The sequence below is a fragment of the Paenibacillus polysaccharolyticus genome (assembly GCF_023714295.1).
GTDB lineage: Bacteria > Bacillota > Bacilli > Paenibacillales > Paenibacillaceae > Paenibacillus > Paenibacillus polysaccharolyticus_A.
In genome coordinates this window covers 63,306-88,834 of the sequence record NZ_JAMAUN010000008.1, presented here as the reverse complement: position 1 = coordinate 88,834, position 25,529 = coordinate 63,306, and the positions used below count along the sequence as shown (strand labels likewise).

General features: G+C 48.1%; 19 protein-coding genes. 6 read left to right on the top strand and 13 right to left on the bottom strand.

What is annotated here, in order from left to right:
- Window positions 1–22: 22 nt before the first annotated feature.
- The 5 genes from M3629_RS18830 to M3629_RS18810 form a co-directional block, all read right to left on the bottom strand.
- Window positions 23–1,405, bottom strand: coding sequence for an aspartate aminotransferase family protein (locus M3629_RS18830; protein ID WP_251509363.1), 1,383 nt, complete (start codon window positions 1,403–1,405; stop codon window positions 23–25).
- A gap of 77 nt (window positions 1,406–1,482) precedes the next feature.
- The gene (locus M3629_RS18825) at window positions 1,483–2,547 is read right to left on the bottom strand and encodes an ABC transporter substrate-binding protein (RefSeq protein WP_251509361.1); all 1,065 of its coding nucleotides are present in this window, start codon (window positions 2,545–2,547) and stop codon (window positions 1,483–1,485) included.
- Between the two features lie 84 nt (window positions 2,548–2,631).
- A complete protein-coding gene (locus M3629_RS18820) occupies window positions 2,632–3,564 on the bottom strand; it encodes an ABC transporter permease (protein WP_251509359.1) in 933 nt (310 codons plus the stop codon).
- Window positions 3,565–3,566: 2 nt separating this feature from the next.
- Window positions 3,567–4,382, bottom strand: coding sequence for an ABC transporter permease (locus M3629_RS18815; protein WP_251509357.1), 816 nt, complete (start codon window positions 4,380–4,382; stop codon window positions 3,567–3,569).
- A complete protein-coding gene (locus M3629_RS18810; protein WP_251509355.1) occupies window positions 4,354–5,199 on the bottom strand; it encodes an ABC transporter ATP-binding protein in 846 nt (281 codons plus the stop codon). The genes M3629_RS18815 and M3629_RS18810 overlap by 29 nt, the downstream gene beginning before the upstream one ends.
- 527 nt (window positions 5,200–5,726) lie before the next feature.
- On the opposite strand from M3629_RS18810, the gene M3629_RS18805 reads away from it, so the two are divergent.
- The 3 genes from M3629_RS18805 to M3629_RS28445 all read left to right on the top strand — a co-directional run bounded on the left by M3629_RS18805 (window position 5,727) and on the right by M3629_RS28445 (window position 10,236).
- On the top strand, window positions 5,727–7,937 hold the full coding sequence (locus M3629_RS18805) for a methyl-accepting chemotaxis protein (protein ID WP_251509354.1): 2,211 nt from the start codon (window positions 5,727–5,729) through the stop codon (window positions 7,935–7,937).
- Between the two features lie 134 nt (window positions 7,938–8,071).
- Complete coding sequence (gene moaA, locus M3629_RS18800; protein WP_154959399.1) at window positions 8,072–9,073, top strand: GTP 3',8-cyclase MoaA; 1,002 nt, start codon at window positions 8,072–8,074, stop codon at window positions 9,071–9,073.
- Window positions 9,074–9,399: 326 nt separating this feature from the next.
- The gene (locus M3629_RS28445; protein ID WP_285888922.1) at window positions 9,400–10,236 is read left to right on the top strand and encodes a methyl-accepting chemotaxis protein; all 837 of its coding nucleotides are present in this window, start codon (window positions 9,400–9,402) and stop codon (window positions 10,234–10,236) included.
- 160 nt (window positions 10,237–10,396) lie between these two features.
- On the opposite strand, the gene M3629_RS18790 is transcribed toward M3629_RS28445, so the two are convergent.
- Window positions 10,397–11,005, bottom strand: coding sequence for a LysE/ArgO family amino acid transporter (locus M3629_RS18790; RefSeq protein ID WP_251509352.1), 609 nt, complete (start codon window positions 11,003–11,005; stop codon window positions 10,397–10,399).
- Between the two features lie 233 nt (window positions 11,006–11,238).
- On the opposite strand from M3629_RS18790, the gene M3629_RS18785 reads away from it, so the two are divergent.
- On the top strand, window positions 11,239–12,756 hold the full coding sequence (locus M3629_RS18785; protein WP_251509350.1) for a PLP-dependent aminotransferase family protein: 1,518 nt from the start codon (window positions 11,239–11,241) through the stop codon (window positions 12,754–12,756).
- Between the two features lie 233 nt (window positions 12,757–12,989).
- Here M3629_RS18785 and M3629_RS18780 read toward each other — a convergent pair whose 3' ends face one another.
- The 6 genes from M3629_RS18780 to M3629_RS18755 all read right to left on the bottom strand — a co-directional run bounded on the left by M3629_RS18780 (window position 12,990) and on the right by M3629_RS18755 (window position 21,470).
- The gene (locus M3629_RS18780) at window positions 12,990–13,817 is read right to left on the bottom strand and encodes a carbohydrate ABC transporter permease (protein ID WP_251509348.1); all 828 of its coding nucleotides are present in this window, start codon (window positions 13,815–13,817) and stop codon (window positions 12,990–12,992) included.
- Window positions 13,814–14,698 (bottom strand): carbohydrate ABC transporter permease, encoded by an 885-nt coding sequence (locus M3629_RS18775; protein ID WP_251509346.1) that lies wholly within the window; start codon window positions 14,696–14,698, stop codon window positions 13,814–13,816. Before M3629_RS18775 ends, M3629_RS18780 begins: the two co-directional genes overlap by 4 nt.
- Before the next feature lie 254 nt (window positions 14,699–14,952).
- A complete protein-coding gene (locus M3629_RS18770) occupies window positions 14,953–16,233 on the bottom strand; it encodes an ABC transporter substrate-binding protein (RefSeq protein WP_251509344.1) in 1,281 nt (426 codons plus the stop codon).
- Window positions 16,234–16,374: 141 nt separating this feature from the next.
- Window positions 16,375–17,475, bottom strand: a complete 1,101-nt coding sequence (locus M3629_RS18765) for a response regulator (protein WP_251509342.1) — start codon at window positions 17,473–17,475, stop codon at window positions 16,375–16,377.
- Window positions 17,472–19,268: a sensor histidine kinase gene (locus M3629_RS18760; protein WP_251509340.1), complete on the bottom strand. Its 1,797-nt coding sequence runs from the start codon at window positions 19,266–19,268 to the stop codon at window positions 17,472–17,474. Before M3629_RS18760 ends, M3629_RS18765 begins: the two co-directional genes overlap by 4 nt.
- Before the next feature lie 195 nt (window positions 19,269–19,463).
- The gene (locus M3629_RS18755) at window positions 19,464–21,470 is read right to left on the bottom strand and encodes a beta-galactosidase (RefSeq protein ID WP_251509338.1); all 2,007 of its coding nucleotides are present in this window, start codon (window positions 21,468–21,470) and stop codon (window positions 19,464–19,466) included.
- 433 nt (window positions 21,471–21,903) lie between these two features.
- On the opposite strand from M3629_RS18755, the gene M3629_RS18750 reads away from it, so the two are divergent.
- The gene (locus M3629_RS18750) at window positions 21,904–22,881 is read left to right on the top strand and encodes an AraC family transcriptional regulator (protein WP_251509336.1); all 978 of its coding nucleotides are present in this window, start codon (window positions 21,904–21,906) and stop codon (window positions 22,879–22,881) included.
- Here M3629_RS18750 and M3629_RS18745 read toward each other — a convergent pair.
- A complete protein-coding gene (locus M3629_RS18745) occupies window positions 22,866–23,495 on the bottom strand; it encodes a molybdenum cofactor guanylyltransferase (RefSeq protein WP_251509334.1) in 630 nt (209 codons plus the stop codon). The two genes, M3629_RS18750 and M3629_RS18745, sit on opposite strands and share 16 nt — an antisense overlap.
- A 278-nt stretch (window positions 23,496–23,773) precedes the next feature.
- Here M3629_RS18745 and M3629_RS18740 point away from each other — a divergent pair, with 278 nt between their 5' ends.
- Window positions 23,774–25,012, top strand: coding sequence for an MFS transporter (locus M3629_RS18740; RefSeq protein WP_435368244.1), 1,239 nt, complete (start codon window positions 23,774–23,776; stop codon window positions 25,010–25,012).
- Window positions 25,013–25,529 lie beyond the last annotated feature (517 nt).

The window sequence follows — 25,529 nt, the reverse complement described above, 5'->3', positions numbered from 1 at the left end:
CTCCTCCTTGTCACACATTAAATCAACTAGTGCCTACCTCATCCAGACTGCGAAGTGCGGTAAACAAATGACTTACGATAAGATCCAGTTCTTCTTCGGTAGTGACAAAGGGCGGCGATAGGGTCAAAATGTTCGCAAAGCCCGGAACGGTGTCTCCGTTCTTGCCGATCAGGATGCCTTCCCGTTTACAATGAGCCAGCACCTTCATGACATTCTCCGTTGTCGCCGGTGAACCGTCCTGCTCAATCATCTCGATGCCGCAGGTGAATCCGAATAGACGGATATCCCCTACGGAAGGAAGTTCAAGTAGCGGTGATAACTTCTCGCCAAGCAGTTGCCCCAGTTCCGCAGCCCGGCTGACCAGTTGTTCCCTTTCCAAAATCTCCAGATTTGCCAGCGCAACCTGACAGGATACCGGATTTCCGCCAAACGTGTTCACATGGCGAAAGTGGTTATCCGTTCCAGGCTCACGAAAAGAGTCATATAAGTCGGCTCTTATCGCCGTTGCGGATAACGGGGCGTAGGCACTCGTCATGCCTTTGGCCATTGTGACGATGTCCGGATGCACACCATAGTTCTGATGACCGAACTTCTGCCCGGAGCGGCCAAAACCGCAGATCACCTCATCCACAATGAACAACACGCCATAGCGCTGGCAGATGTCCTGTACCTTGCGCATATACTCTGGAGGGGGAACAATCATACCGCCACCGGTAATCACCGGCTCCATAATTACGGCAGCCACCGTCTCCGGGCCCTCCCACTGAATGACTCCCTCATAGATGGCGGCACATTCAAGCCCGCAGCTATCTTTACTTTTTCCAAACGGACAGCGGTAACAGTACGGCGGAGGAACATGGGAGAAGCCTACACCGAGCGGTTCGTATTTGATCTTGCGTGCGGCTTGCCCCGTTGCGCCCAGTGCACCCATAGAGTTACCGTGATAGGCACGGTGACGAGAGATGAATTTGTGACGCGCGGGCTCACCGTTCTGATGGTGGAACTGACGGGCTATTTTGAAAGCTACCTCATTGGCATCCGAACCTGAATTAGAGAAAAAGATTCGATACTCTCCCTCTAGCCATTCATTCAGCTTCTCTGCCAGTAAAATCGCCGGTTCATGGCTCTGTGTCATCGGGATGTACGCGAGAGTTTTCATCTGTTCATAAGCACGTTTGGCAATCTCCTCACGTCCATGCCCTACATTGACGCACCATAAGCCCGACATGGCATCGAGGTAACGTTTACCCTCCTGATCCGTAATCCAGCTTCCCTCACCGCTAACGGCAATCAACGGATGATCGTTATGGGGCGAGATGTGGTGCCAGACATATTTGCGATCCTTCTCCAGCCATTCTTCCTTCGTATCGCCCAGAAGCTGTGATTGCTGATCCACAGAATTCATCCATCCTGCTCCCCTCTCTTAAAAGATGCGTGCAGCAACGTTCCAACGTCACGCCCATCCACGTGTTCATGTAAGGCTTATTTCACGGCCTCTTCATATATACTCTTCTCCAGTGCTTCATCCAGATTGGCTGCTTTCTTGATCAGTCCGTATTTCAGTGCAATATCTGCCGTACGGGTAAACGATTCATCGACAAAACTTCCCACTTGTTTCTCGCTAAACCCTTCCGGACGAATCAACTTGGCAATCTCTTCAAGCATCGTTACTTGATGTTCACGAGTCGTACTGCCCTCGGTTACATTATTCATCACGATGTCCACCGTCTCATCCTGATGATCGATGGCATAGTTCCAGCCTTTCAGGATAGCCCGGGTTACTTTTACCGCCAATTCGTGATTGTTCTCCGCCCAGTCCTTCTTGGCAATCAGCGTATCCTCCAGCATGCCGACTCCGGCATCCTCAATGTTGAACACGTCCAGATCAGATTCTTTTGTGCCGCTCTCCAGTACAACGTGATATTCGTTATAAATCGTGGCCGTAGCCACATCCACCTGATCATTGAAAAACTGATCCATCGTAAATCCCTGCTTCACCAGTTCAATATCCTTTTTCGGATCAAGTCCATTCTTCTCCATAAAGGCAAGCACCTGAAATTGCTGACTTCCAAACCAGGTACTGACCTTCTTGCCCTTCATCTGTGCCGGATCAGTAATGCCTGCTGACTTCTTCGCGATCAGGCGATAGCTGCTCTTCTGTGAGATCTGGGCAAGTGAAACGAGGGGAAGACCGTTATCCCGGCTGACCAGCAAGCTGTCCACTCCCGTAATGCCCACATCGGCTGCACCATTAACGACCTGTTGCTCAATAACGATATCGGGGCCACCTGGAATAATTTCCGCATCAATGCCTTCCTCTGCAAAAAAACCTTGTTCCTTCGCGGCATATATTCCGGCAAACTGTGCTTGCGGTACCCATTTAAGCTGAATCTTCACTTGGGTTAATGGTTGCTCCGCGGTTCCTGAACCACCCGAGCTTGCAGCGGCTGGCTGCGACGCCGGTTCGCTTTTTGCAGAACATGCTGCCAGCACCAGCACCACACACAAGATCAACATCCCTAAACCCGGCTTCAACGTTTTGTACATGTACAGAACAACCCCCTGTTTATATATGGATTTTGTTAAGTCCAATCCGTGTTTATATGCTCATTTTTTTCTGTACATGCCTGCCTACTTCGCCTCCGAATGCACAGGGCTCCAGTGAAGCAGCCGCTTTTCAGCCAGAACCACCGTCTCATAGAGCACAATGCCGAGAATCGCTGCGATGACGATACAGGACCAGGCCAGCGGCATGTTGGCGAGCCGAATCTGATCAGAGAGCAAGTAACCCAGCCCTTGGGATGCGATAAAAAACTCCCCTACGATCGCGCCGATAATACTAGTCGACATGTTGATTTTCAGACCCGCAAAGAGAGAAGGCAGGGCATGAGGCATCCTTAGCTTCCAAAAGAACTGTTTCCTGCTCGCCGCCAAGCTGCTCAGCAGTTCTTCATACTGCGGCTGAATAGAGGTTAGACCTTTGAACAGGCTGACAGCCATCGCGGCCATCGTGATGACCGATACAACGGCGATCCGGGACCAAATCCCGTCTCCGAACCAGTTGTTCATGATGGGAGCCAATGCCACAATCGGAACAGCATTCAGCGCAGACAGGACTGTGACGGCTGCCCTGCCACTATTTGCAAAAAGTGAAGCTCCCATCGCAGCCAGAGCCCCTAGCAGCGAGCCAATCAGAAACCCGCCCAGCATCTCGGCACCACTGTAGATGGCATAGCGGAAGAGCATCTCGGCATTGTCCCGGATGGATATAGCAATGGCAGAGGGTACGGGCAACTGATAATCTTCCAGTGACAGCAGCACATGAAAGAAGCGCAGTTGCCACATTGTTAGAAAGATCACGCCTGCGAGCCAAGGCAATAGGCTGCGAAGCAACATGCCCATCTTCTTGCCAACAAGCTGAGTACCTGTACGGGAACGGTCAGTAGACGAGGACGAATGTTCTGCTTGTTGTCTCTGTCCCCCGTCGCCAGGAAGAGCATGCCCCGTAACTCCGCTTGTGGTTCCTTCATCCCTTTTTGGCTGGAATACGCTGCTTTCGCTCATGGCTATTCCCCTCCTTTGGGTCTGAATTCGGGCTGCCATGGGGTAAGCCAGCGTTCAGCCAAGCTGATGAACAGATAGGAGATGAGGCCAATACCCATACTGAGCATGATGGTTGCCCAGAACATACCTGCTTGTGCTGAACCATAATACAGCGAGCTGACCATCAGTACGCCAAGTCCATCAGGTGCGCCCATCAGTTCCACGACAATAGAGGAAGTCACCGCGAGTGGAGCCGCAATTTTCATGCCGGAGAATAGACCAGGAAGCGCCGAAGGCATCAAACACTTTATATAACGTGCCCTCCACGAAGTGCCATAGGCGCGCATGAGTTCCAGATGCTGGGGAGAAGCGCTTTTCAAACCTTTTAAAGTATGGATAATCACCGGAAAAAAGGTAACATATGCCGCCATGACAATTCGCGCCCACTCGGCGTGTTGAATAATTCCATATACAATCGGAGCTAGCCCGATGACTGGAACCATCTGAGAAGACACCACGTAAGGAGATAACGTGCGTTCGATCCAGACCGCAGCACTCATGAGCAGTGCCAGTAATGCCCCCAGCAATGTTCCTCCGGCAAAACCGATGGCAGCATTGCCAAAGGTAACCGAACCTTGCTCCGCCAGCGTGTTCCAGTGACGGAAGAACGACTCCATAACAACGTGAAGATACGGCAAACGAGAAGTGGCCTGCTGCGGAGACATAAACAGATGTAGTATCCACGCCAGCCCTTCCCAAAGGACAAAAATCGATATGATCCAGATCATCACCCAGGCACGATAACCCGGTTTAAGTAAACGAAGGAACATGGGTCGCATCACGCTCCTCATGAAAACAGTTACGAATCGTCGTTATCATCTGATAGAAAGGTTCGGTTTCCCTCAACTGGTTCTCTCGCTCAGCTGGAAGGTTCACGGAATGAACCGAATGCACTTGGCCCGGATGGGCAGAGAGTACGATGATGCGGTCCGATAAAAAGACTGCTTCGGGGATGCTATGGGTAACAAAGAGGAAGGTTTTTCCGGTGGAACGTTTAATCTCAAGTAGCTCCATCTGCAATTTTTCTTTGGTGAATTCATCCAGCGCAGAGAACGGCTCATCCATTAATAGAAGGGGTGGATCAAGCGCCAGTGCACGTGCAATAGACACGCGTTGTTGCATCCCTCCGCTCAGTTGCCATGGATAATGATCTGCAAATCTCGTCAGTCCAACCATATCCAGCAGTTCACTGCTAATGCGTCGGCACTCTTTTCGCCGGGTACCCAGCAGTTCTAGCGGCAATTCTACATTGTGGCGCACCGTACGCCAATCGAACAGAGCCGGAGTCTGAAAGACGATACCAAACTGCCGTTGCAGTCTTGCCTGCTTCGGTTCCTGTCCTGCAATTCGAACACGGCCTGTTGTTGGCTGTAGAAGATCAGCGACAATTCGCAGTAATGTTGATTTGCCACAGCCGGAGGGACCCAGTAAGGAGACAAATTCATTGGGGGCAATATGAAACGTCACATCCGATAGCGCCGTTACTTGCTGAGGACCACTGCCAAAGATGACAGAAACATGATCTACCTCGATAAGCTGTTGTTCAGAGGTAACTCTTGTGGGTGGATGAAGAGATACAACAGAGGGAGGGTTCATAGGCATTCTCCTTTTGAAGGATGGGATGATTGGAGAAGACGTCATGGTTGAATGGTGGAAGGTTAACCTACACAAACGTAACGGGTTGACTTGTTAGATACTACTATATCGTTTTGACTGAAAATTACATTATACAAACTGTTTGGAGTATGGGCTTGTACATGTGACACATTGTAAAATGAGATTGATTCTCAGCATTTTTTGCATATCTGTTGTATATCTCTGGCACACTTTTTGTGACATGAACTAACATGCAGTTGCCACAAATAAAATTTCCTCTCCACGCCCTCTTCTGCAAACAGCGTATATTCATTTGTATTAATTGATGAAATATTCGGAAAATATGACATATCCACTCGTAATGCTATGAGATTTCATGTATAACGTTGGATATAGACAGAGATTGTAATAAAGCCATGGTGGGATACAGTTGTACCAACGATAGCTTGAATTACCACAAAATCATGAAAAACAACATGTTTGAGGGCTGTTCAAATCTTTTAAATCCAAAATTCGGGGTGGTCATCATGTTTGATTGGCTGGGATGGAAAAAAGGGTTACCGCTGTGGTGGTCTTATCGGTTGAATGCACACCGGAAGGAAGATGTGGAGCACATTTTTGAAGGGATCGCGGAGACAAGAAGACAGTTATTGATAGATTGGGCGAGTGATCAGTGGAGTCATCTGGATCGATTGCTTCAGCAGATCGGATCGGTTAACTTCCAGGAGGTGGAGCACGGATCAGCACAGGCAGAAAAGCTGGATACCTGGTTTAAGGCGAGCTACGCACGCACCCAGGATAGTACGGAATTGTTCATACTTAACGAGCAGCATCAGGTTGTATTTTCTACATATCAGAAACATATAGGTCAGCGTTATACCCCTCACGAGAATATATCCTTTGGTCCCGGATTGAGCTATGCACAAGCAACTATACACGGTCAGAAGTGCCTATATGGTCCGTATCCTGATCCGCTCACACTGGAGATCGGACCACGCTCGTCCACGTTTCATGACGCGATTACCCTGATGTTCATTGTCCCTATCGTGCAACAAGGTAGGTACGCAGGTGCTTTATGCAGCCGTATTCCTGGCGACGTGCTTGGTGATCTCATTCAGCGTGAATCGGGACATATCTACCCGGACTCAGGTGATAACTATCTGTTTATGGCCGAGTCTGTATTGCGGCCTGAACTACAGCCAGGTACCGCTCTATCTCGCAGCCGCTTCGAGGATCGAACATTCACGCATGGAGAAAACCTGAAAGACGGTGTGACCACGAATTGGGGCATCGTGTCTGTCCAAGAGCATACAGAGCTTGAGCTGATGTTCACCGATCCCTCTACCGGCCAATTACATCCGGGCGTATCGAAAACGATTCAAAATGGCTCCAATCTGTTTGTGTCCTATCCCGGTTATTCGGATTACCGCCATATTCCCGTCATCGGTAAAGGTATCACCTTTCATCTCCCTCACTGCCCGGATCGCTGGGGCATGATGTGCGAAGGTGATCTGGAAGAAGTGTACCGCATACGCAGTATCGGATGGAGACAATTCAAACAGCATAGCTTCTATATTATGCTCTCGGCCGTTCTTGCTGCCGCCTTGATTTTTGTGCTGACAGGCAGCGGATGGAACGCTGCTGCAATTGCTGGCTTTCATGTCATCTTGGGATTCTTTGGTGCATCCCAGCTTCATCGCAAACAATACAACCGCGTCCATGAGGACTTGCGGAGTCTCAGTCAATTCATTCGGGTGAACGCGGAGGGTAAAGGTGATCTTACCCAGCGTCTGGACACAAACGCTTTTGCTCAAGATGAATCAGGTGAACTGGCCAAATGGATTAATAACATGATTGATTCTCTGGAGAGCATTATGCTCAAAGTCCAGCGGGCTACGGTGGACGTGATGGATAATCAGCATCTGATGCGTGCATCTACAGAGACCACTCAAGTGACTACTGACCGCGTCAACCTCAAGCTTGGTTCAATGATTCAAGCTACCCGTACACAATTACAAGATCTGGATCAAGCCAAGCTGGCCGCTGATCATATGCGTTTAACCCTAAAGCAGTTGGAGACATCCGCCAATGAACAGATTGGTGTAGCGAGACAGGAAGTAGATCGCATCGGTGATAAAATGATTCAAATCTCCAGTGCCGTGTCGGATACTAACCAGACGATCCTCTCCTTCCTCGGCACAATGAAAGACATCTACCGCGCCTTGGCGGTCATTGAAGAAATATCCGCACAGACCAATCTGCTCGCATTAAATGCGACAATCGAAGCCGCTCGCGTCGGAGAGCATGGACGCGGGTTCTCGGTTGTCGCTGAAGAGATTCGTAAGCTGGCCGATGTGTCCCGCTCCTCTACAGAGGACATTCATCAGATTTTGGATCGGATCTCGACGGCTGCAAGCGCAGCTTCCAAGCAAATCACCGAAGGAGATCAGGTGCTCGCCGAAGGAACAACGCTGGTTCAAGCAGCGTCAGAGCTTCTCCAAAAAGCCAGCTCCGAAGAAGCCGAGCGTACCCAAGTCGTCGATCAGGTCGTATTTTTGATGGAAAATATCGCTGCCATCAGCCACCAAAATCGGGTGACCTCCGCCGAGGTGGAAGCCGAGATGATGGCGTTGATTCGGGATATGTTGAAGGTTCAACAATCCTCCCATGATGTGGAGGCCATTACCCTGTTCCTGCAACAAGTCGTTGGCCAATTTCAATTGAATCAGCCTGCCTAAATTGCTATCACGGGACGTCATCATTGACGCGGATTGGAGAAATAGCTAAAATTTGATGCAACTGTTGCTTTTACAATTGTCGTATCATTTACTATAGAAGATTTCCAATCTGAACCGTTGAAAGGGTGGTCTGCATGGAACTGCTTCAGGATTCATTTGGCCGCATACATGACTACATCCGTATTTCCGTTACGGACCGCTGCAATCTGCGCTGTGTCTACTGTATGCCCGCGGAAGGCATGGAGTTTGCTCCGCATGATGAGATAATGAGTTACGAAGAAATTACGGAAGTGCTAAAAGTGCTCGCCCCGATGGGCATGCGCAAGGTTCGGCTCACGGGGGGAGAACCCCTGGTACGTAAGGATTTGCATAAACTTGTGGGCATGATCTCTGCCATTGATGGCATCGAGGACATTGCACTGACCACGAATGCCTTGTTGCTGGACAAACAGGCGAAGGCTTTGAAGGATGCTGGGCTGAACCGCATTAATATTAGTCTGGACTCCCTGCATGCTGACCGATTCTCTATGATCACACGCGGTGGAGATGTCAATAAGGTGCTGAAGGGTATCGAGGCAGCTACTGCGGTGGGCCTGGCACCGATCAAGCTGAATGTCGTGCTGATGAAGGGCATTAATGATGATGAAATCAAGGATTTCATCGCTATGACGATCGATCAGCCGCTACATGTGCGATTTATTGAATACATGCCAATCGGGCAGGCTTCCGACTCCTGGCGCCAATCTTATCTGCCGCTGGAGGCTGTAACGGATGTATGTGCCGAGGCTGGCTGGACGGTTGAGAATACCGAGGGCCCTGCCGGGAATGGCCCATCACGTAATATGAAAATTACAGGCTCCCAAGGCACATTTGGTCTTATTCATCCAGTCAGTGACCACTTCTGCGATAACTGTAATCGGCTACGCCTTACAGCGGACGGACATATCAAGGCTTGTCTGTACTGGTCAGATGAATACAATGTTCGCCGCTATGTAGATGATCCCGATGCGATGGCCGCACTTTTCCTGAAAGCACTCGGTACCAAACCGAAAAATCATGAAATGGCGCTGGCACTGGAGAAAAAAATGCAATCCCACACCCCGACGGTACGACGCATGTCGCAGATCGGTGGATAGAACGAAGCCGTACAGCCCTACGGCACGCAAAAAATGCTTCAACAACCTAACGGAAGACACATCGTTTATCGAACATTCCGTCATTGGAGAACGTCACAATAAGGGCTGTATTATGTATGATCAAAACAGACGAGAACATCATGTTCCCGTCTGTTTTTTTTGCACATGTGTAAATATCGTATTAAAAACATAACATGCTTTGATTCAAACGCTTCAAAAAAATGTAATAGACGTTATGCCCTTTTTAGGCCTAAATTAGGCTAATCGATCTGACGATGTATAATATACACCCAGATGATATACACACACTACAGGAGCTGAACTTATTGAACATCGTAGAAGCACTCACTGCAGCAAGTCCTTATTTTAAAATGATGCTGAAAGAACACGATATCATGATTGCCGTTACCGATACCGAGAAGTTCTGGTATTACGTTCCCAGCAACGAGCTTGATCTTGGCATCAGAGCCGGAGATCCGATCTCTCTTGAAGACCCTACACTGCGCCGGGCACTTGTGCATGGGGAGACCTCAGCCAATCGCATTGACGCCAAATTTTACGGCACACCCATTATTTCATCTGCCACTCCGCTTTATGATGATCAAGGAAAGATTGCAGGAACGCTCGCTATAGGTTTTTCACTTCAAAACGAAGAAAAGCTGGAGCACTTTACCGACCTGATTACAGGCATCAGCGGCAGGTTATCAGAGATGGTGCAGACGGTAGCTGCACAGTCCGAACAGCTAACTGCTTCGTCTACGCAAATTTTGGACAACACACGCCTCGCTGTGAAGAACTCCGGAGAGGTCAATAAAGTTGCCGTATTTATTCGTGAAGTATCGGAACAAACGAATCTGCTTGGTCTGAATGCGGCCATTGAAGCCGCACGCGCGGGCGCGGCAGGTGCCGGGTTCGGCGTAGTTGCAGCTGAGGTGCGTAAACTGTCCACCGGAACCAAAGAGGCGACGGTGAACATTGAACGTTCCCTCAAGGATGTGCAGTCCTCCATTCAGCAGATGGAACAGGAAATTACCTCCATAACACAGTCCAGCAATGCACAGTCTGAACTTGTAACGGAGTTCAGTGAGATTATTGACCATCTGAACGCAACAAGCCAGGATCTTAAAGTGTTCATTGAATCGATGTTGCTAAAAGCAGAATAAACGGATACATCAAGCTTCCCGTGATTCTATGACGGGGAGCTTTTTTGCTACGAAGTGTTAGCTAGCAGGTGCAAGGTTGTCCCCTTTTCATCTCCATCCAAACTCTACGATTCTCTAGTTTTCATGGATTCACCCTCATCACGAGCTTTGAGTACTTGACTTAGGAGTGAAATAACCTCCAGCTCATCATTAGTGCAATTCCGACCATAATCAGCGCGGATACGCGGTTCAGCACAATTCGTAGATACCCTGTGCGATCATGATTGCCAACTATGCTGCCTGCGGCGGCAAGCCCCAGAAACCAAATCCAGGATACAGCCATTGTTGTGATTGTAAAATACATACGCTCCACTCCTACATACTGAATGGAACTTGTACCAATGACAGCCACGGTATCCAGTAAAGCATGCGGATTGAGAATAGACACCGAAGCGGCAAAAGCAATCTGCCGACCTGCCGACAACGCTGTCGGGGCTTTATCTGAGGAAGCCGATGATTTCCATAACCCCCAGGCCATGTAGAGCAAGAACAGGCTTCCAGCCGCATATAAAACATGGGTGAGTATAGGCCATTGAATCAAAATGAGAGACATGCCCCCTACAGCGGCTCCAATCAGCAGCGTATCACTAATCCCTGCTGTAATTATAGCCGGCAGTGCATGCAAGTATTTCTTTTGCGTTAACCCTTGATTGAAAATAAATACATTCTGAACACCCAGCGGTAAGATCAAGCCAAATGCCAGCACCACTGCATGAATAAAAACGTCCATTGTCCATCCCCCTATCTCTTTCTTCAGCGTAAATGAAATTAGGGAAGGCGTAACCAACCACTTGGATGGCATGGAACCCAACCAAATGGTATAGTGGAAGATACAAATACGATAACGGACTCTTTCTTTAGAACCTTGTATCTCTGCACATCCTAACAACAATCATAGACACATGATCGACAGCAACTACGCGACAAATTGATCTTTATAACTACAGGAGGTGAAATTACCTGATGGGACGTCACTATTCCAATACGTCTTCTAGACAAATTTGGCAGCCTAACCCTGCGCTTGATTTGCCTATGTATCGTCAGATTGAAGCCTATATCCGGCAAAAAATCACAACAGGCGAGTGGTCGGCTGGGACTCGTCTGCCTTCTCAGCGAACACTGGCAACATCCATGGGTGTGAACCGCAGTACGCTGGTCACCGCTCTGGATAACCTGACTGCGACAGGCATGATTGAAGGCCGGCACGGAGGCGGTACCTACGTCACCGGTTCCGGTTGGCACAGTATGGCCCATCCCGCCTTGCCCAACTGGAGCGAAGCTGCACAGGAAGGCTGGTACTATCCGAATTTGCCCGAGATTCAGCAGATTAATCAGGCGGAGTTCAGGCCCGGCATTATTCGGCTGGGTACAGGTGAGCTCGCACCGGAACTGATGCCTAACGAAGCGTTTAATAAAATCCTGCAGACCCTGTCCAGCCAAACACGTATGCTGAATTACATCGAACCTCAAGGCAGCCTGGCGCTTCGTAAGGCGTTGTCCATACATTTGCAGTCTAATGGCATTCAGGCCTCACCTGATTCGATTCTGATCGTGTCGGGATCTCTACAAGCACTGCATCTAATCTCTGTGGGACTGCTGCCTCGTGGATCAGCTGTCTTGTTAGAGAAGCCGTCCTATCTATATTCCATCCACGCCTTCCAATCGGCAGGGCTAAAGCTAAACGGAATTGCCGTGGAGGAAGAGGGATTACATCTGGGGCATTTAGAACATGCGATACATACGTTGCACTCAGGAAACGACGAGAATAACAGCGAGTCCTTCCCGCTGCTGTACACCATACCGAGCTTCCATAATCCTACAGGCAGCGTGATGAGCTGCCGTCGCCGGGATGAATTGATGTCCCTCGCCCGCAACTCCGGCATTTCGATCTTGGAGGATGCCGCTTATCAGGAACTTTGGCTGGATCATCCTCCTCCTCTTCCACTTAAGGCAATGGATCAGGAAGGTCGGGTGCTGCATATGGGCACACTCTCCAAAGCGGTCAGTCCAGGTCTTCGTCTTGGCTGGCTTGTCGGTCCTGTGCCCGTTATTCGAAGGCTGGCCGATATCAAGATGCAAACCGATTACGGTACCAGTTCACTCGCACAGGAAGCCGCCGCTGTATGGTTTACAGATGGCCATCACACAACTCATATGGAGCGGCTACGTCCGGAGCTCCGAACACGCAGAGACTTCATGCTGGAGCTACTGCATCGCTACCTTCGTGACATTGCGGAATGGAAGGTCCCGGAAGGCGGCTTCTATATCTGGCTACGCTTCACCGCGGAACCCTTGTCTATCCGTAAGCTGTTCTCTGCCTGTCTGGAAGCCGATGTTCTAATCCACCCAGGTTATCTGTATGACCGCATGGATGCAAATCATATCCGGCTCTCTTATGCCTATGCCTCGCAAGAAGAGATGGAGCACGGACTTATAATCCTTGTCGAAGTCGCCCGAAGGCTGATGATGTCCGGCTTGTGAGCAACATCTCTTTGCATAGCAAAATGGCAAAACACATGGCCGCCCTCCTTGCATTTTTGATACTCAACTTGTGTTAATTTGGGATGCTCACCTTGGTTTTTCTGTCTTTCGATAAATGAGAATAGCCTTGAACTAACGGAGTATATCCGCAGTTCAAGGCTATAAGCATGAGCTTTTATGCACTTAAGTGTGTAGAGTTGGATCGCAGGAACAGGAACAATCCCCTATGCCTATTATCCTTTAACCGCTCCCTCCGCAATACCCTCCATAATAAATTTCTGGAAGAACGCGTAGATCAGGATGACTGGAATCGCAGTCAAAACCAGAGAAGAGAGAATTAGCGGCCATTCCTTATTATACTCACCAAACAGCATGTTCGTGGACAGGATAAGTGTGTACCGGTTTACATCCGTCAACATCAATAGCGGTAACAGAAAGTCATTCCATATCCACAGGAAGTCCAGAATCGCAATCGTCACCGTGATTGGAAGCAGCAGCGGGAAGATAATTTGGAAGAACGTCTGAAACTCGTTACATCCATCGATCTGAGCGGATTCTTCCAGTTCACGCGGAATGGACTTCACAAACCCGTGATAGAGGAAAATCGCCATGTTTACGCCAAGTCCAATATAGATCAAGGCAAGTCCGTAAGTGCTTCCTTGCACCCCCATCGTCTTTGCTACACGTGTCAGCGGAATCATGATGGAGTGGAAAGGCACCAGCATGGATGCAACAAACATGAAGAAGATCAGATTGCTTAATCGACCGGAAGTCCGGGACAGCTTGTAACCTGCAAGCGAAGCACAGAAGACGATTCCTCCGATGCCGAGAATGGACACGATCGCGGAGTTTAAGGAGCTTCCGAGCAGATTGATTTTGTTAAACGCATCCGTATAGTTTTCCCAATGTAATGTGGTCGGCAGAGCGATAAACGATTGGAACATTTCACCCTGTGTTTTGAACGAGTTCACCACAGCCATGTAGATTGGAAGCATGGCTAGCAGTGAGCCGAGTATCAATAACAGCCGAATCAGGTAGTTATTCAGTCGCTGCATTCTCATGCTTCCACCTCTTTTCTCTTCATGACGGTGATCTGGATGAGTGTAAAGATCAGAACGATAGCAAACAATACAACCGATTTGGCACTGGCATAACCGTATCTGAAGTTGTTCGAGAAAGCTTCTTCATAGATATTCATGGTGATGACCTGTGTAGCCCGACCCGGGCCGCCGCCTGTCAATCCATAGACCACCTCGAACACCTTGAATGCACCGTTCAGTGTCAGGAAGAAACAGATTGTAATAGCGTGTGTAATCATCGGCAGTACGACGTTACGCAGCACTTGAAACGCATTAGCGCCGTCAATGACCGCGGCTTCCTTGAGACTCTTCGGTACACCCTGCAATGCAGCCAGGTAGATGATCATCATATAGCCCACACCGTTCCAAAGCGATACGATTAGAATCGAGTAGAAGGAGAACTTCGGATCACCGAGCCATTGTTGATCGAGAAAAGAAAATGCCAGTTTCTCAGCCAGCTGCGGCAATACCTGGGAAAAGATGAACGTCCACATGAATGCACTGATGATTGTACTGATCATGTTGGGCATGAAAAATAACGTCCGGAACAACCCTTTGCTGCGTGTGCGTGACTCAATGAATACGGCGAGCAGCAATGCAATCACATTTTGCAAAATCAGCATAAAGATCACATATTTGAGCGTAAACCACAACGAGTTCAGGAAATCGGGATCTTCCTTAAACAATTCTACAAAGTTCCCCAGCCCGATAAAGCTGTAGTCACGGTTTAATCCGTTCCAATCCGTCAAGCTGTAGAACATCCCGCTAAACGTCGGGTACAGCAGGAATATCGCATAGATTACAAAGGCCGGCGCTGTGAACGCGAGCAATGAAAGATACTTTTTGAACACATTCGTAGCCATAACTTCTCCCCCTTTTTGCACAGCGAATGAAGGTTAACGGGGGAACGAAGATCGTTCAGCCAGCCGTTTCATCTGCTTCGAGACTGTTACGAAATAAAGTACCGCTAATTTGTTGACAAAACCCCGAGCTCAATACAGATACGAACGAGATTTTGTCAACAAATGCAGGTACTGCTTTCTTACAGCTCAACCTTGTTGATCATTCAGGCGCTTACTTGTTAAGCATTCATCTCTTATTGTGAAGCATCCGGCTCTTATTTGTTGACTTTATTGTAGGACTTCCACGCTTTGTCGAGCGCATCGATTACCTGCTGTTGATTCAACTGTCCGGAGTAGTACCCTTGAAGAGCTTTACCAGACTCATCCTTCACGGCTTGTGGAATCTTTGGATCTTGATAAGCTTTGCCTTCATTAACATATTTCAGGGCGTCGTCTACCCACGGGAAGCTCTTGAACGTATGCACTTTGGCAACCGGATTAAACTTGAGCGCTTCATAGAATGCACTTGAATCCTTGTCATCGAGAATGTAGTTTACAAAGTCGAGTGCCACTTCTTTATTTTTACTTGTCGAAGATACAGCTAATGAAGTGGATGTACTCAGGTTGATTTTCGTATCATCCGGATTGTCGTTCAGCGGCATTGGAGCTACGCCGAAATTAACGTCGGGATTGGACTTCAGAATCGTTTCCGCGTACCAAGGACCTTGAATCCACATCGCCGCTTTGCCTGTAGCATAAGCCGCAGCGCCGTCATCGGCTCCAACTTCAAGCGCTTTATCCGTTCCGTTGGCATTGACGAGATCGAACACATCAAACAGTGCTTTCATATCGGAGAAGGAAGCTTCGTCCTTGTTCATTTTTTCCACGAAGTCTTTGTGCTCCGTTTGTGTCAGCGCCCCTACAGTGAGTGGCAGGAATAATTGCGGAACCCAAGCTTCTTTGTAAGACAGCTCAAACGGTGTAATGCCAGCTGCTTTCAGCTTCTCTACAACCGCTTTCATTTCTGTCAACGTTGTTGGAACCTCAAGCCCTTGTTCTTTAAAGATATCTTTGTTGTACAGATAACCCCATGACAAGGTTTCCAGTGGAACCGCAACGACTTTGCCGCTTGCATCCGTTACCGAAGGTTTGACCGAATCCAGTAACTTATCTACAAAGGGTTGATTGGACAAGTCTTCGAGATATCCAGCTTTGCTGAAAGGCGGAATCTCATTCACCGCGTGCAGAGCGAATACGTCTGGTGCATCATTGGAAGCAAGTCTTGTTTTCAAAATCTGAGGTGCATTATCTGCTGGCGGCATCTCCAGTTGCACATTCACTTCAATGTTTTTGTCTGCTTTTTCCTTGGCTTTGAACTGTTCTATATATTTATCGTAATGTTCTTTCAGCCTTGGTTGAGCAACGAATACTTTGAGGTTTACGGTGCTGCCAGCTTTGACTTCGTTCTGTTCATTATCCGTGCCTGCATTCGAGCCGCAGCCTGCGAGCAGAACGCTGACCAGTGCCGCACTTACAACGCTTTTCCATACTTTCATGTCTTTTGACCTCCCGGTGTGACTGGTTTGTCTTTCATAGGCTTATTATATATCGCAAAATGTAAGCGCTTCATTGGACAAAATTAGACTCTTCCATTGGATTATTTTAAACCTTAATTCAAGCAACATTCCCCGAACGAATCATTCGGGGAATGGGTCAGGCAACTTATACTGGCCTTTGCGCATCTCTCCGGGTGACACACCAAAGTGCTTTTTGAATACCCGATAGAAGTAGGACACATCTTCATACCCCGTCATCTCGGCGATATGCTTGAATGGAATCTGATCATCCATCACCCACTCTTTGGCTTTGGTCATCCGAAGTTGAACCACATAATCGGTCACGTTCACGTCATATTCTTTCTTGAAAGCTTTGCTCAAATATTCCTTACTGACAAAAAAGATATGGGCAAGCTGCTCCAGCGTAATCATCTCCATGCAGTGTTGCTGCATATATTGCTTTACCTCTTCGAGGTTCAGCTTGTTTTTATACTTACGCTGGGCAATTAATTGTTCCAGCGCCTGATAATAGGAAGCGGATATCCATTCCACAGCCGCCCGGATCGAACCCAGCGCTGATGCAGGAGGCAATACTCCCTCTTCCGGACGATCGAACAGCCCATTGGACCCACATAGCTCGTCCAGCATATTCTGCAGCTCATAAACCGCACGTCCAAGCTGGCGAGGTCTTCGAACCTCGTTTTGTTCCAGCTTCTGCTCTAATTGATGAAACCATTCCCGCAGGCTCGTCAGGTTCAAGTCGTTGAAGCGCAGACGTGCTTGCTGCTGGAACAGAGAGAATTCACCCGCGAATGAAGCCGGATAAGCTTCCCACACTTCTGGTGCCGTAGCAGCTTTATCCAGCTCATGACTACATTTCGCCAGCGTAGCATTTAGTTCATCCGGATTCACCGGTTTCAGCAGATAATCAGCTGCACGATACCGCAGAGCGTGTTTGGCATAATTAAAATCATCATAACCGCTCACCACAACGACCTTAATCTCCGGGTACTGACTGCTCAGCGTCTGCATCAGCTCGACACCATCCGATCCTGGCATACGCATATCCGTAATAATAAGGTGAGGTTGCAACGCCTTGACCATCTGTATCGCCTGTTCTCCATCCTCTGCTTCACCACAGACCACCAAGCCGAGCTCATTCCACCCACCAAGATTACGTATAATATCCCGATTCCACGGCTCATCATCCACCAGCAACACTCTATAGATCTCCTTACTCACAAGGACTCGCCTCCTGTTGTGCAGGGGATCGTTACGATCACTTTTGTTCCCTGCCCAAGTTTACTTTCCATACGCATACCGTATTCGGGTCCAAAATGCATCACCATTCGTGATGCAGCATTGAGCAGTCCAATACTCGTGCCTGAATTCCATACCCGATCGGTATACCGCGTAATGCGTTCCAGTTTGGATTGCATCTCTACGAGCCTGTCCGGCTCCATACCCATGCCATTATCACAAATTTGAATCGTCACCCTACCCTGCTGTGGATCACACAGCACTTCGATGCCTAGCTTCCACTCCCCAGGCTTTTTCTCCAGCCCATGCAAAAATGCATTTTCTACAATAGGCTGTAAGGATAACTTCGGAATATAACACGCTCGGAGTTCTCCCGTAATTTCCAGCTTATATTCAAGCCGGGTGGCAAAACGTTGCTTCTGAATCAGCATATAATGCTCCAATTGATCCAGTTCGGATTGCAGAGGGACAAGGCCGTCCGGTGCCCGTACAATATAGCGGAACATCTCGCTTAATGCCCGGATCACCTTGTAGCTGTCTGCCGGCTTTTGCGAATAGACCATGCCACCGATCATTTGTAATGTGTTTTGCAGAAAATGGGGATGAATCTGAGATTGTAGTGCTTTGAGCTCGGCTGTCTGTTTCTCCAGATTCATCAAATAGTTATCCCGGATATGCTCCCGAATTCGACTAGCCATACCGTGCAAATTTTTCTCCAGTAGGCCAATCTCATCCACTCGTCCGCTACGCTCTACTTTACGATCCTTGATCAACTGGATACCCTTCATGGAATTCGCCAGTCTGACAATAGGTTTAGAGGTTCGCCAAGCGACCAGTGCCGCCAGAGCAACAGACACGACCGTTGCCACTCCGCCCACAACTAGCCCATACTTCATCGTTTCCAGTGCACTCTCGTTAATGACATGATCCGGTACGATTTTAATCACCCGTAGCCCTGTCGACTCAATATCGTGATAGAAAATATATTCCTGTGCTGTACGAATAAAACCCGCGTTATTCTTCGTTTCGCTCAGCTGCTTCAACGCTTCATCCGATGGCTGGATGGAGGAGTTCGGCTGATATACCGGATGACCTGAACTGTCTCCGATATAGGCGGTATAATCTCCCCTGCTGTCGAGCAGTTCAAGCGTCTGGTTAAACTCGGCCCACTTGATCTCCAGACTGATTGCTCCGATCTGAGCCTGATCCTCAAAGCGGTTCATGCTGCGGGTCATATGGAACTTTTGCGGATCTACCGGATCATTGATAATTGTAAAATCTTTATGCTCCGTAAAAAGCTTATGATACCCTTGCGGAATATCCGCAACCGTCTTAATTCGGGATTCCATAGAATTGAAGGTGAACAGGGTGTCCTGCTCCTTCAAGTACAGTTCGACCCCAAACACATAATTGCCAGCAGAATAGTACACACTGTTCAGCATATTAAAAACAGCCTTTTGTTCGTCAAAACGGCTGGAAGCAGGCGCTTCCTGGCCCAACGCCAAATACTGATGTAGCTCATCACTGATCTGAATGGAATAAATGATATTATTCATGCGGGTAAACTGTTCTGCCAGATAGACAGAGGCCCAATTCATATTGACCCGGTTCGTATCCATAACCTCGGCTTCCATGGAGGAACGCGCATTCTCCGCGGCTACCGCAGTTATCACAATGACTGGCAGTACAGCGACTAGGGTCATGGTCAGTATCAATTTATTACGAATGCTGCGCTTGAAAGGGTCTATCAGCCGACGGTAGAATTCGTTAAACACAGCGCATCCACTCCTGAGCTAAAATAAGACAAACGCCCCAGCATCAAAGCCGAGGGCGCCATGGTCTTGTTATTTTTTTCGGAAAATATGAAGTAAATGTTGAACTAAAGATTGTACACAGGCCACTCCGATAAAGTGTAAAAGAACAATTCAAAATCTTCTATCTTTCCTTGGGTTCATTTTCACTATTATTCCCTAGTGTTGTTCGATAATGCGTACGCCCCATCGTTCCAGCTTGATCTCCTGCCCAGCGGCAATCGAATCTCCTGATAATAGCTCTGTCCCTTCGCTATGCGGATTCTTGAAGGAAACCGGCTCATCCGAATAGTTGAAATAATAGCGAATGGTATGCCCCTGATCGTTCACCCCTGTCTTCACAACGAGTGGAAAAGCAAGCTCCTGATCCGCTCCCCATACACCCGCGTCCTTCATCACACGTTCCAGTACCTTGCGAATGACGGCAGCGCTCGTATAACAGCCAACATATGTTGCTTTGCCTTTACCGTAGTTATTTTGCGTGATTGCCGCATACTCTCCCCAATGAGGATGATCGTACCAAGCGAGCACCTCCGCAGTCGTCGGCGTAATCAGCTCCATCCAGGTGTGTACCTGATTATGCTCCTCACCTACGCCAAATGGATCATCGCGTAGCCCAACATGCTTCGGCTCAACAAACAAGTTGTAGCTAATGCCACATGCTTCACTGATCAGTCCGGGCTGACGTGAAGAACGAACTTTGATATGCTCATTGGCAAAACCGCTCTTGAACGAGTACACGATATGTCCGCCGTCCTGTACAAATTGATTTAATTTTTCCAGCAACGCATCCGAAGCCGCATATAGAGCAGGCACCACTAGCACATCATAATCTGCATAACTCTCCACGGAAGGATCGATAAGATCGCAGCCAATGTTCATTTTATACAGCTCATCGTACATCCAGCGCACAACGTCGTTGTAGTTCTTGTCGCTGGTAAAGTTAAAGCCGAACCACTTGATGGAGGTTAACGCCTCGTTACTGAACAGTACTGCCACCCGATTTGTTTTCTTCAGATTCACCAGCTTAGGACTCAGGCGAGCAAAATCGCGGCCAATTGTCTGCGCTTCGTTATACACCGGATTCGGTTCGAAATCATGGCTTAGCAGGCCTTTCCAGTAGGTCTCAAACGAATTGTGCAGCGAGTGCCAATGCCAGTAGGCAACCATGTTAGCCCCAGAAGCCAGATGACTGAATGCCTGTAATCGCAGTTGGCCCGGATAAGGAACCCAATGCCAGAAGGCCTGTGCTTCGGTCTCCAGAACAAGGTAGTTGGATTGTTTGGTGGAACGCGCCACATCTCCTCCAAACGAAATCTCAATGCCGGTTAACTCGTCTTGGGAAGGATGATAGATATCTACACTGGTGATGTCAAAAGGTCGGGATGCTGCAAAATGATCCACATCCCCCTGAATGCCGTAGGAATACCCGCGCCATTCAAAGTCAAAGTTCTGGGTAACAAACTGGCCATCCTGTTTGTACTCATTCACAATTCCAACTTGCCACGCCAGGAAATTCGTGACCAACTGCCGCTGGAACTTGGCAAACTCAGCTCCAAGGCTGCCGTTAATGGTACCCACAACGGAAGGGAAGTCTTCCCAACTGTTGATCCGGTTACTCCAGTAGTCCAGTCCAAACTCCTTGTTTAGCTCGTCCAGCGAGCTGAACTTGTTGCGCATATATTTAACAAACTGTAACTGCACGTTGTCTCCAGCTGTGTTGTAGTGCTTCGTTTCATTATCTGTCTGATATCCAATGACAGCCGGATGTTTACTCACGCGTGAGATCAGCTTACGAATGATGCGCTCTGCATAAAACAGATACGTTGGATGCGTGATATCCATAATCTGTCTTGCTCCATATTTTCCAGGTCCCTGTGCGGTTGTTGCCAGCACGTCCGGGTGCTCCTTTACCATCCACGTCGGAACAGCATACGTTGGTGTGCCTACGATGACATGAATTCCGGCCGCATGCATCGCATCCAGCACTCGATCGACGGATGTGAAATCAAACACGCCGTTTTGCGGTTCATGGGTACTCCACGTGGATTCGGCGATGCGTACGACATTGATGCCGGCATCCTTCATCATCTGAATATCCTTGTCCAGTCTCTCATATGGCATATATTCATCATAATAGGCTACGCCGTATAATAATTTGTCCATGAAATAGTCTCCTTTGATTGGGGTTTATATAAGAGAAACCCATCCTATTTGCACGTCCACTACAATGACAGAATAACCTTCCATTCGCCCTTATCCCCAGATTTTTTTATTCCACTTTCTCAAGTGTAAAATCCGGTGATAAATGCGACCGCTTCGCTTCTCCAGGTTTTTTTCTGTCCTCTCCGTTTCTGTGCAAATGAGTTGTTTAACTTATATAACGTTGTTGGTATTTGGGTAGTTGAAATTTTCTCATCTTAAATGGTAGCGTTTACATCAATATTAGTATCGTTATATCATTTGTACAGTGTCTGTTGATATCATCAGGATATACGTTGATATTAGGATGTTTGCGTTAAACTGATTATAATGAAGTACATGCATAGTGCCGATGGCACAAGGCGAGTATTTTTTACCCTTTTCCGAGGTGAATATCATGGATATCCGTTCACAGCTTCGAGAGATGCCATACCATACGCTGGCTCACTGGCTTCCGATTATCGATTGTAACATCAAATTTTATGGCGCTCACAGTCAACAAGTACCATATGGATGGGCCATGCCTGAGGAGACACATCCGGGCTTTGAGATCATTCTGATCATTCAGGGAACGCAGGAGAGTGTGATTCATGGCTACACGTATACGGTGGACGAAGGTTCTATTCTGCTCATTCCACCCGGATTCAAACATACTAATGCATGTATCTCTGCGGAAGGCATGATGTATTTTAGCGCACATTTTAATGTAGACGATCCAGTATTCACTTTAAAACTCATGTCCCAGCGGAGTAGAATCTATGCCGCCGGTACGGGAGATAATATGAAAATAAGAGCTGTGCTTGAAAGCTGGATGAACATGATTAATACTACGGCCGCGGCCTACTCGTCCACAGACAAATTACTCATGCAAGCACGGATGTTCGAACTGTTTGCGCTGTTATCTCAAGCAGCAGAGAACGCCCTGGAATCCACCATTCCGGTTGATGCTACTCATGCTCCTGCTCCGACAGCCATGCATTACGCAGGAGCGATCGCCGAAGCGATCAAGCAGGCCTTCCATGCCCAGTTACGATCACGAGATGGCAATGTCTCTTCGGTCAAAGTTGAGCAGATTATCGCATCGTTTGGCATCAGTCCAGGATATGGTTTACAGGTTTTCCGCAAAGTATTTGGTCATTCTCCGCGAGCCTACCTGTCCAACCTGAAACTACAGGAGGCCAAGATGCTGATCGAGCAACCTGACCTTTCACTCGGGGAGATCGCCATAAAACTCGGTTATACCCATTTGTCTCATTTCAGCAGACAATTCAAACGCTGGACAGGCCAAAGCCCCCTTCTCTATCGAAATCAACATGCAGAGAATAGCCGGAATCCCGTTGCTCAACTTTCAGGAGAAAACTACTCGGAGCGCTGAAGAAGAATTCGTATATTTTCGAATTCCTCGGGAGTATTCATATTGCTCAACTGTAGTGCGACATGTCCGATACCCAGGTGCTCCAGTTCGTTTATATCAGCAAAATGGCAGCCTACCTCTTCCAGCCAGCGAATGACACGTAGTCGGTCATGAATAAGACACTGCTCTAGCAAGGGAAGCACACGCCTATGGTAAACCCCTGCTAGGGGATGAATTCGTCCTTCTACTCGAGGAACGATGGCATTGCATGTTGGATATTGTACTGCGAGCCTCTTCATTCCATTGAAAAAAGAGGTTTGCAGAAGCGGCATGTCGCAGGCACTAACCAGATTCCACTCTGTCTGGGAGACACTGAGTGCTGCGTGGAGCCCTGCAAGTGGCCCCTTGCCCGGATAAGCATCCTGTACGCATTCGAAGTCTTCATCCCCTAGTGGGGTGTAAATTGCTTCGCTCGGCCCCGCTGCAACAACAACCCGGGATACGGCGGGTCTGATCGCATTGTTTATATGAGTTAACACGGCTGAACCATTCAGTTCGAGCAGTGCTTTGTTCGTTCCCATTCGGCTGGATAATCCACCTGCCAATATAATGCCTGTCCATTTCTTAGCGTCCATCGTCATCTCCTCTTCCCGTAAAAACCTGAGTTATATATTCATGCAACATATTAATGAAACTCCAATCGTATGCCAGAAGTCGATCGATACGATGCAAATTCATTCCTTACCCTAAATTTATATCTAATTTATATAGTGCACATGTATATCATACCTTTTGCCGCATCCGTTTTGGGATAAGAACATTCTTTAGGACATACCTTTTAGTCCATATTCTATACGTTGAATCCCCATTCAACAAATGATACATTGAACAATATGATTCGATTCGGAAAGGAATGGCTCAATTGGACAGATCTGCACCTGTGAGAGGCACTTCCTCGCTGACCTCTCTGAAACTATATAACTTTTTCATCTACGGAGCCATTTCAATCTTTGCCGGATTCCTGCAGCTCTATCTTCAAGAGATCGGTATGACCAAACTGGAGATCGGCAGCCTCATGGCCATCGGTCCTTTTGTTTCTCTGTTTGCCAATCCGTTCTGGGGGTTCTGGAGCGATAAGTCTCGCAATATCCGCATTGTGCTGATGATGATGATGGGAGGCACCTTTGTGCTTGCACAGGGGGTATTTTATGCGCCCTCGTATGCATGGATTTATGTCGCCATGATTTTCTTTTATTTTTTCCAAAGTCCCTTATTTGCTCAAACCAACAGTCTAATTCTCGGTTATATCGACGGTACAGGTCAGAACTTCGGATCATTTCGGCTCTGGGGCTCTCTAGGTTGGGCACTGACTGCGGTTGCTGCCGGACCGGTTATTGACCGTTTTGGCGTGAGCAGTGTGTCTATTATTTTTGCATGTATGATTGCTGTAGCGTTTATATTCTCTGTACTTCTGCCAAGGCAGCCCATTGCTTCCGATACCCCGATTGTGACGTTCCGGCGGTTCGGCAAAGTGATGTTTAATCCGTATTTTATGATTTTTATCGGTCTTGGGGTGCTCGTTTCGGTACCCAATGCCATGAACAGTACATTTATGTCTCTTTATATTGTAGAGATGGGCGGCGACAAACAGATGGTCGGCTGGGCCATCTTCACGTCCTCTATTCTCGAAGTGGGTGTGTTCCTGTTGCTGGATCGGCTACTGAAACGCAAGATGAGTCTGCTGCTGGGCTCTCTGATTCTGGTCAGTCTGCTGTTTGCCCTTCGCTGGCAGCTCATGGCGCTGGCTAACAACCCGATGGAGGTTGTCTTTATTCAGCTCATGCATTCAGTAACCTTTGGCGGTTATTTCTATGTGGGCACACAACTGACGATGCTGTTTATTCCACGGCCTTACCGCTCCTCCGGGCAAGCGGTGTATACGATGGCTTGGGGTGGTCTCTCCGGCGTCATTGCCGGGCTGTTTGGCGGTTGGCTATTCCAGAGCTTCGGTGCAGAGGTAATGTACAACATCGGTGTCTTCTTTTCACTGATCGGCGCTGCTGGCTTTGCCATCATGTGGCTATGGAATCGTCGTAATGGCTACCAGCCAACGGTGCTGACCGAGATGGGCAATATGGATGAAGACAAGTAAGTGGGGATGTGGCTGACCACCCTCGCATGAAGCAGAGCACTGCGTGCTGGGAAATTCGCAGTACGAGCTAGATGAGTTCAGTAGATGAAGTAATTGAATGAGGTAAGTAGATGAGGTAAGTAGATGGAGGATGTAGTTGAGGAATAGCTGAGAAGTCATTGAACAAATGAAGCTTCAGTTTTTGCGTAATGATTCCTGCAGACAATGGAACAGTCCTGTGAAAAATTAGTAGTAACTCTCGCGGCTAACCGCTAACGATCACCACGAAGCTTATCTGTGCAATTTTTAGTCATTTCATATTCTAACGATCACCAGAAGCCTTATTTCCATTCAAACCGGGGAAAACAGGGTGAAAAGACTACATTTTCAGGAAATAAGCTCCGTACGGATCGTTAGAATTCAGAAATGCCGAAAAACGGGGAAATAGCGTTCCCTGTGATCGTTAGAGTAATTTGCATACTATAAAAGAGGACATCCCCTCTATATCGAAAAACACAAAAAGGGCGTTCCATCATCT

Bases quoted from the DNA above. Each gene is read 5' to 3' on its own strand.
- M3629_RS18810 (WP_251509355.1), bottom strand. From the start codon at position 5,199: ATGAACCCTCCCTCTGTTGTATCTCTTCATCCACCCACAAGAGTTACC.
- M3629_RS18790 (WP_251509352.1), bottom strand. From the start codon at position 11,005: ATGGACGTTTTTATTCATGCAGTGGTGCTGGCATTTGGCTTGATCTTA.
- moaA (WP_154959399.1), top strand. From the start codon at position 8,072: ATGGAACTGCTTCAGGATTCATTTGGCCGCATACATGACTACATCCGT.
- M3629_RS18830 (WP_251509363.1), bottom strand. From the start codon at position 1,405: ATGAATTCTGTGGATCAGCAATCACAGCTTCTGGGCGATACGAAGGAA.
- M3629_RS18770 (WP_251509344.1), bottom strand. From the start codon at position 16,233: ATGAAAGTATGGAAAAGCGTTGTAAGTGCGGCACTGGTCAGCGTTCTG.
- M3629_RS18755 (WP_251509338.1), bottom strand. From the start codon at position 21,470: ATGGACAAATTATTATACGGCGTAGCCTATTATGATGAATATATGCCA.
- M3629_RS18820 (WP_251509359.1), bottom strand. From the start codon at position 3,564: ATGAGCGAAAGCAGCGTATTCCAGCCAAAAAGGGATGAAGGAACCACA.
- M3629_RS18785 (WP_251509350.1), top strand. From the start codon at position 11,239: ATGGGACGTCACTATTCCAATACGTCTTCTAGACAAATTTGGCAGCCT.
- M3629_RS18750 (WP_251509336.1), top strand. From the start codon at position 21,904: ATGGATATCCGTTCACAGCTTCGAGAGATGCCATACCATACGCTGGCT.
- M3629_RS18775 (WP_251509346.1), bottom strand. From the start codon at position 14,698: ATGGCTACGAATGTGTTCAAAAAGTATCTTTCATTGCTCGCGTTCACA.
- M3629_RS18740 (WP_435368244.1), top strand. From the start codon at position 23,774: ATGGCTCAATTGGACAGATCTGCACCTGTGAGAGGCACTTCCTCGCTG.
- M3629_RS18825 (WP_251509361.1), bottom strand. From the start codon at position 2,547: ATGTACAAAACGTTGAAGCCGGGTTTAGGGATGTTGATCTTGTGTGTG.
- M3629_RS18745 (WP_251509334.1), bottom strand. From the start codon at position 23,495: ATGGACGCTAAGAAATGGACAGGCATTATATTGGCAGGTGGATTATCC.
- M3629_RS18805 (WP_251509354.1), top strand. From the start codon at position 5,727: ATGTTTGATTGGCTGGGATGGAAAAAAGGGTTACCGCTGTGGTGGTCT.
- M3629_RS18815 (WP_251509357.1), bottom strand. From the start codon at position 4,382: ATGCGACCCATGTTCCTTCGTTTACTTAAACCGGGTTATCGTGCCTGG.
- M3629_RS18780 (WP_251509348.1), bottom strand. From the start codon at position 13,817: ATGAGAATGCAGCGACTGAATAACTACCTGATTCGGCTGTTATTGATA.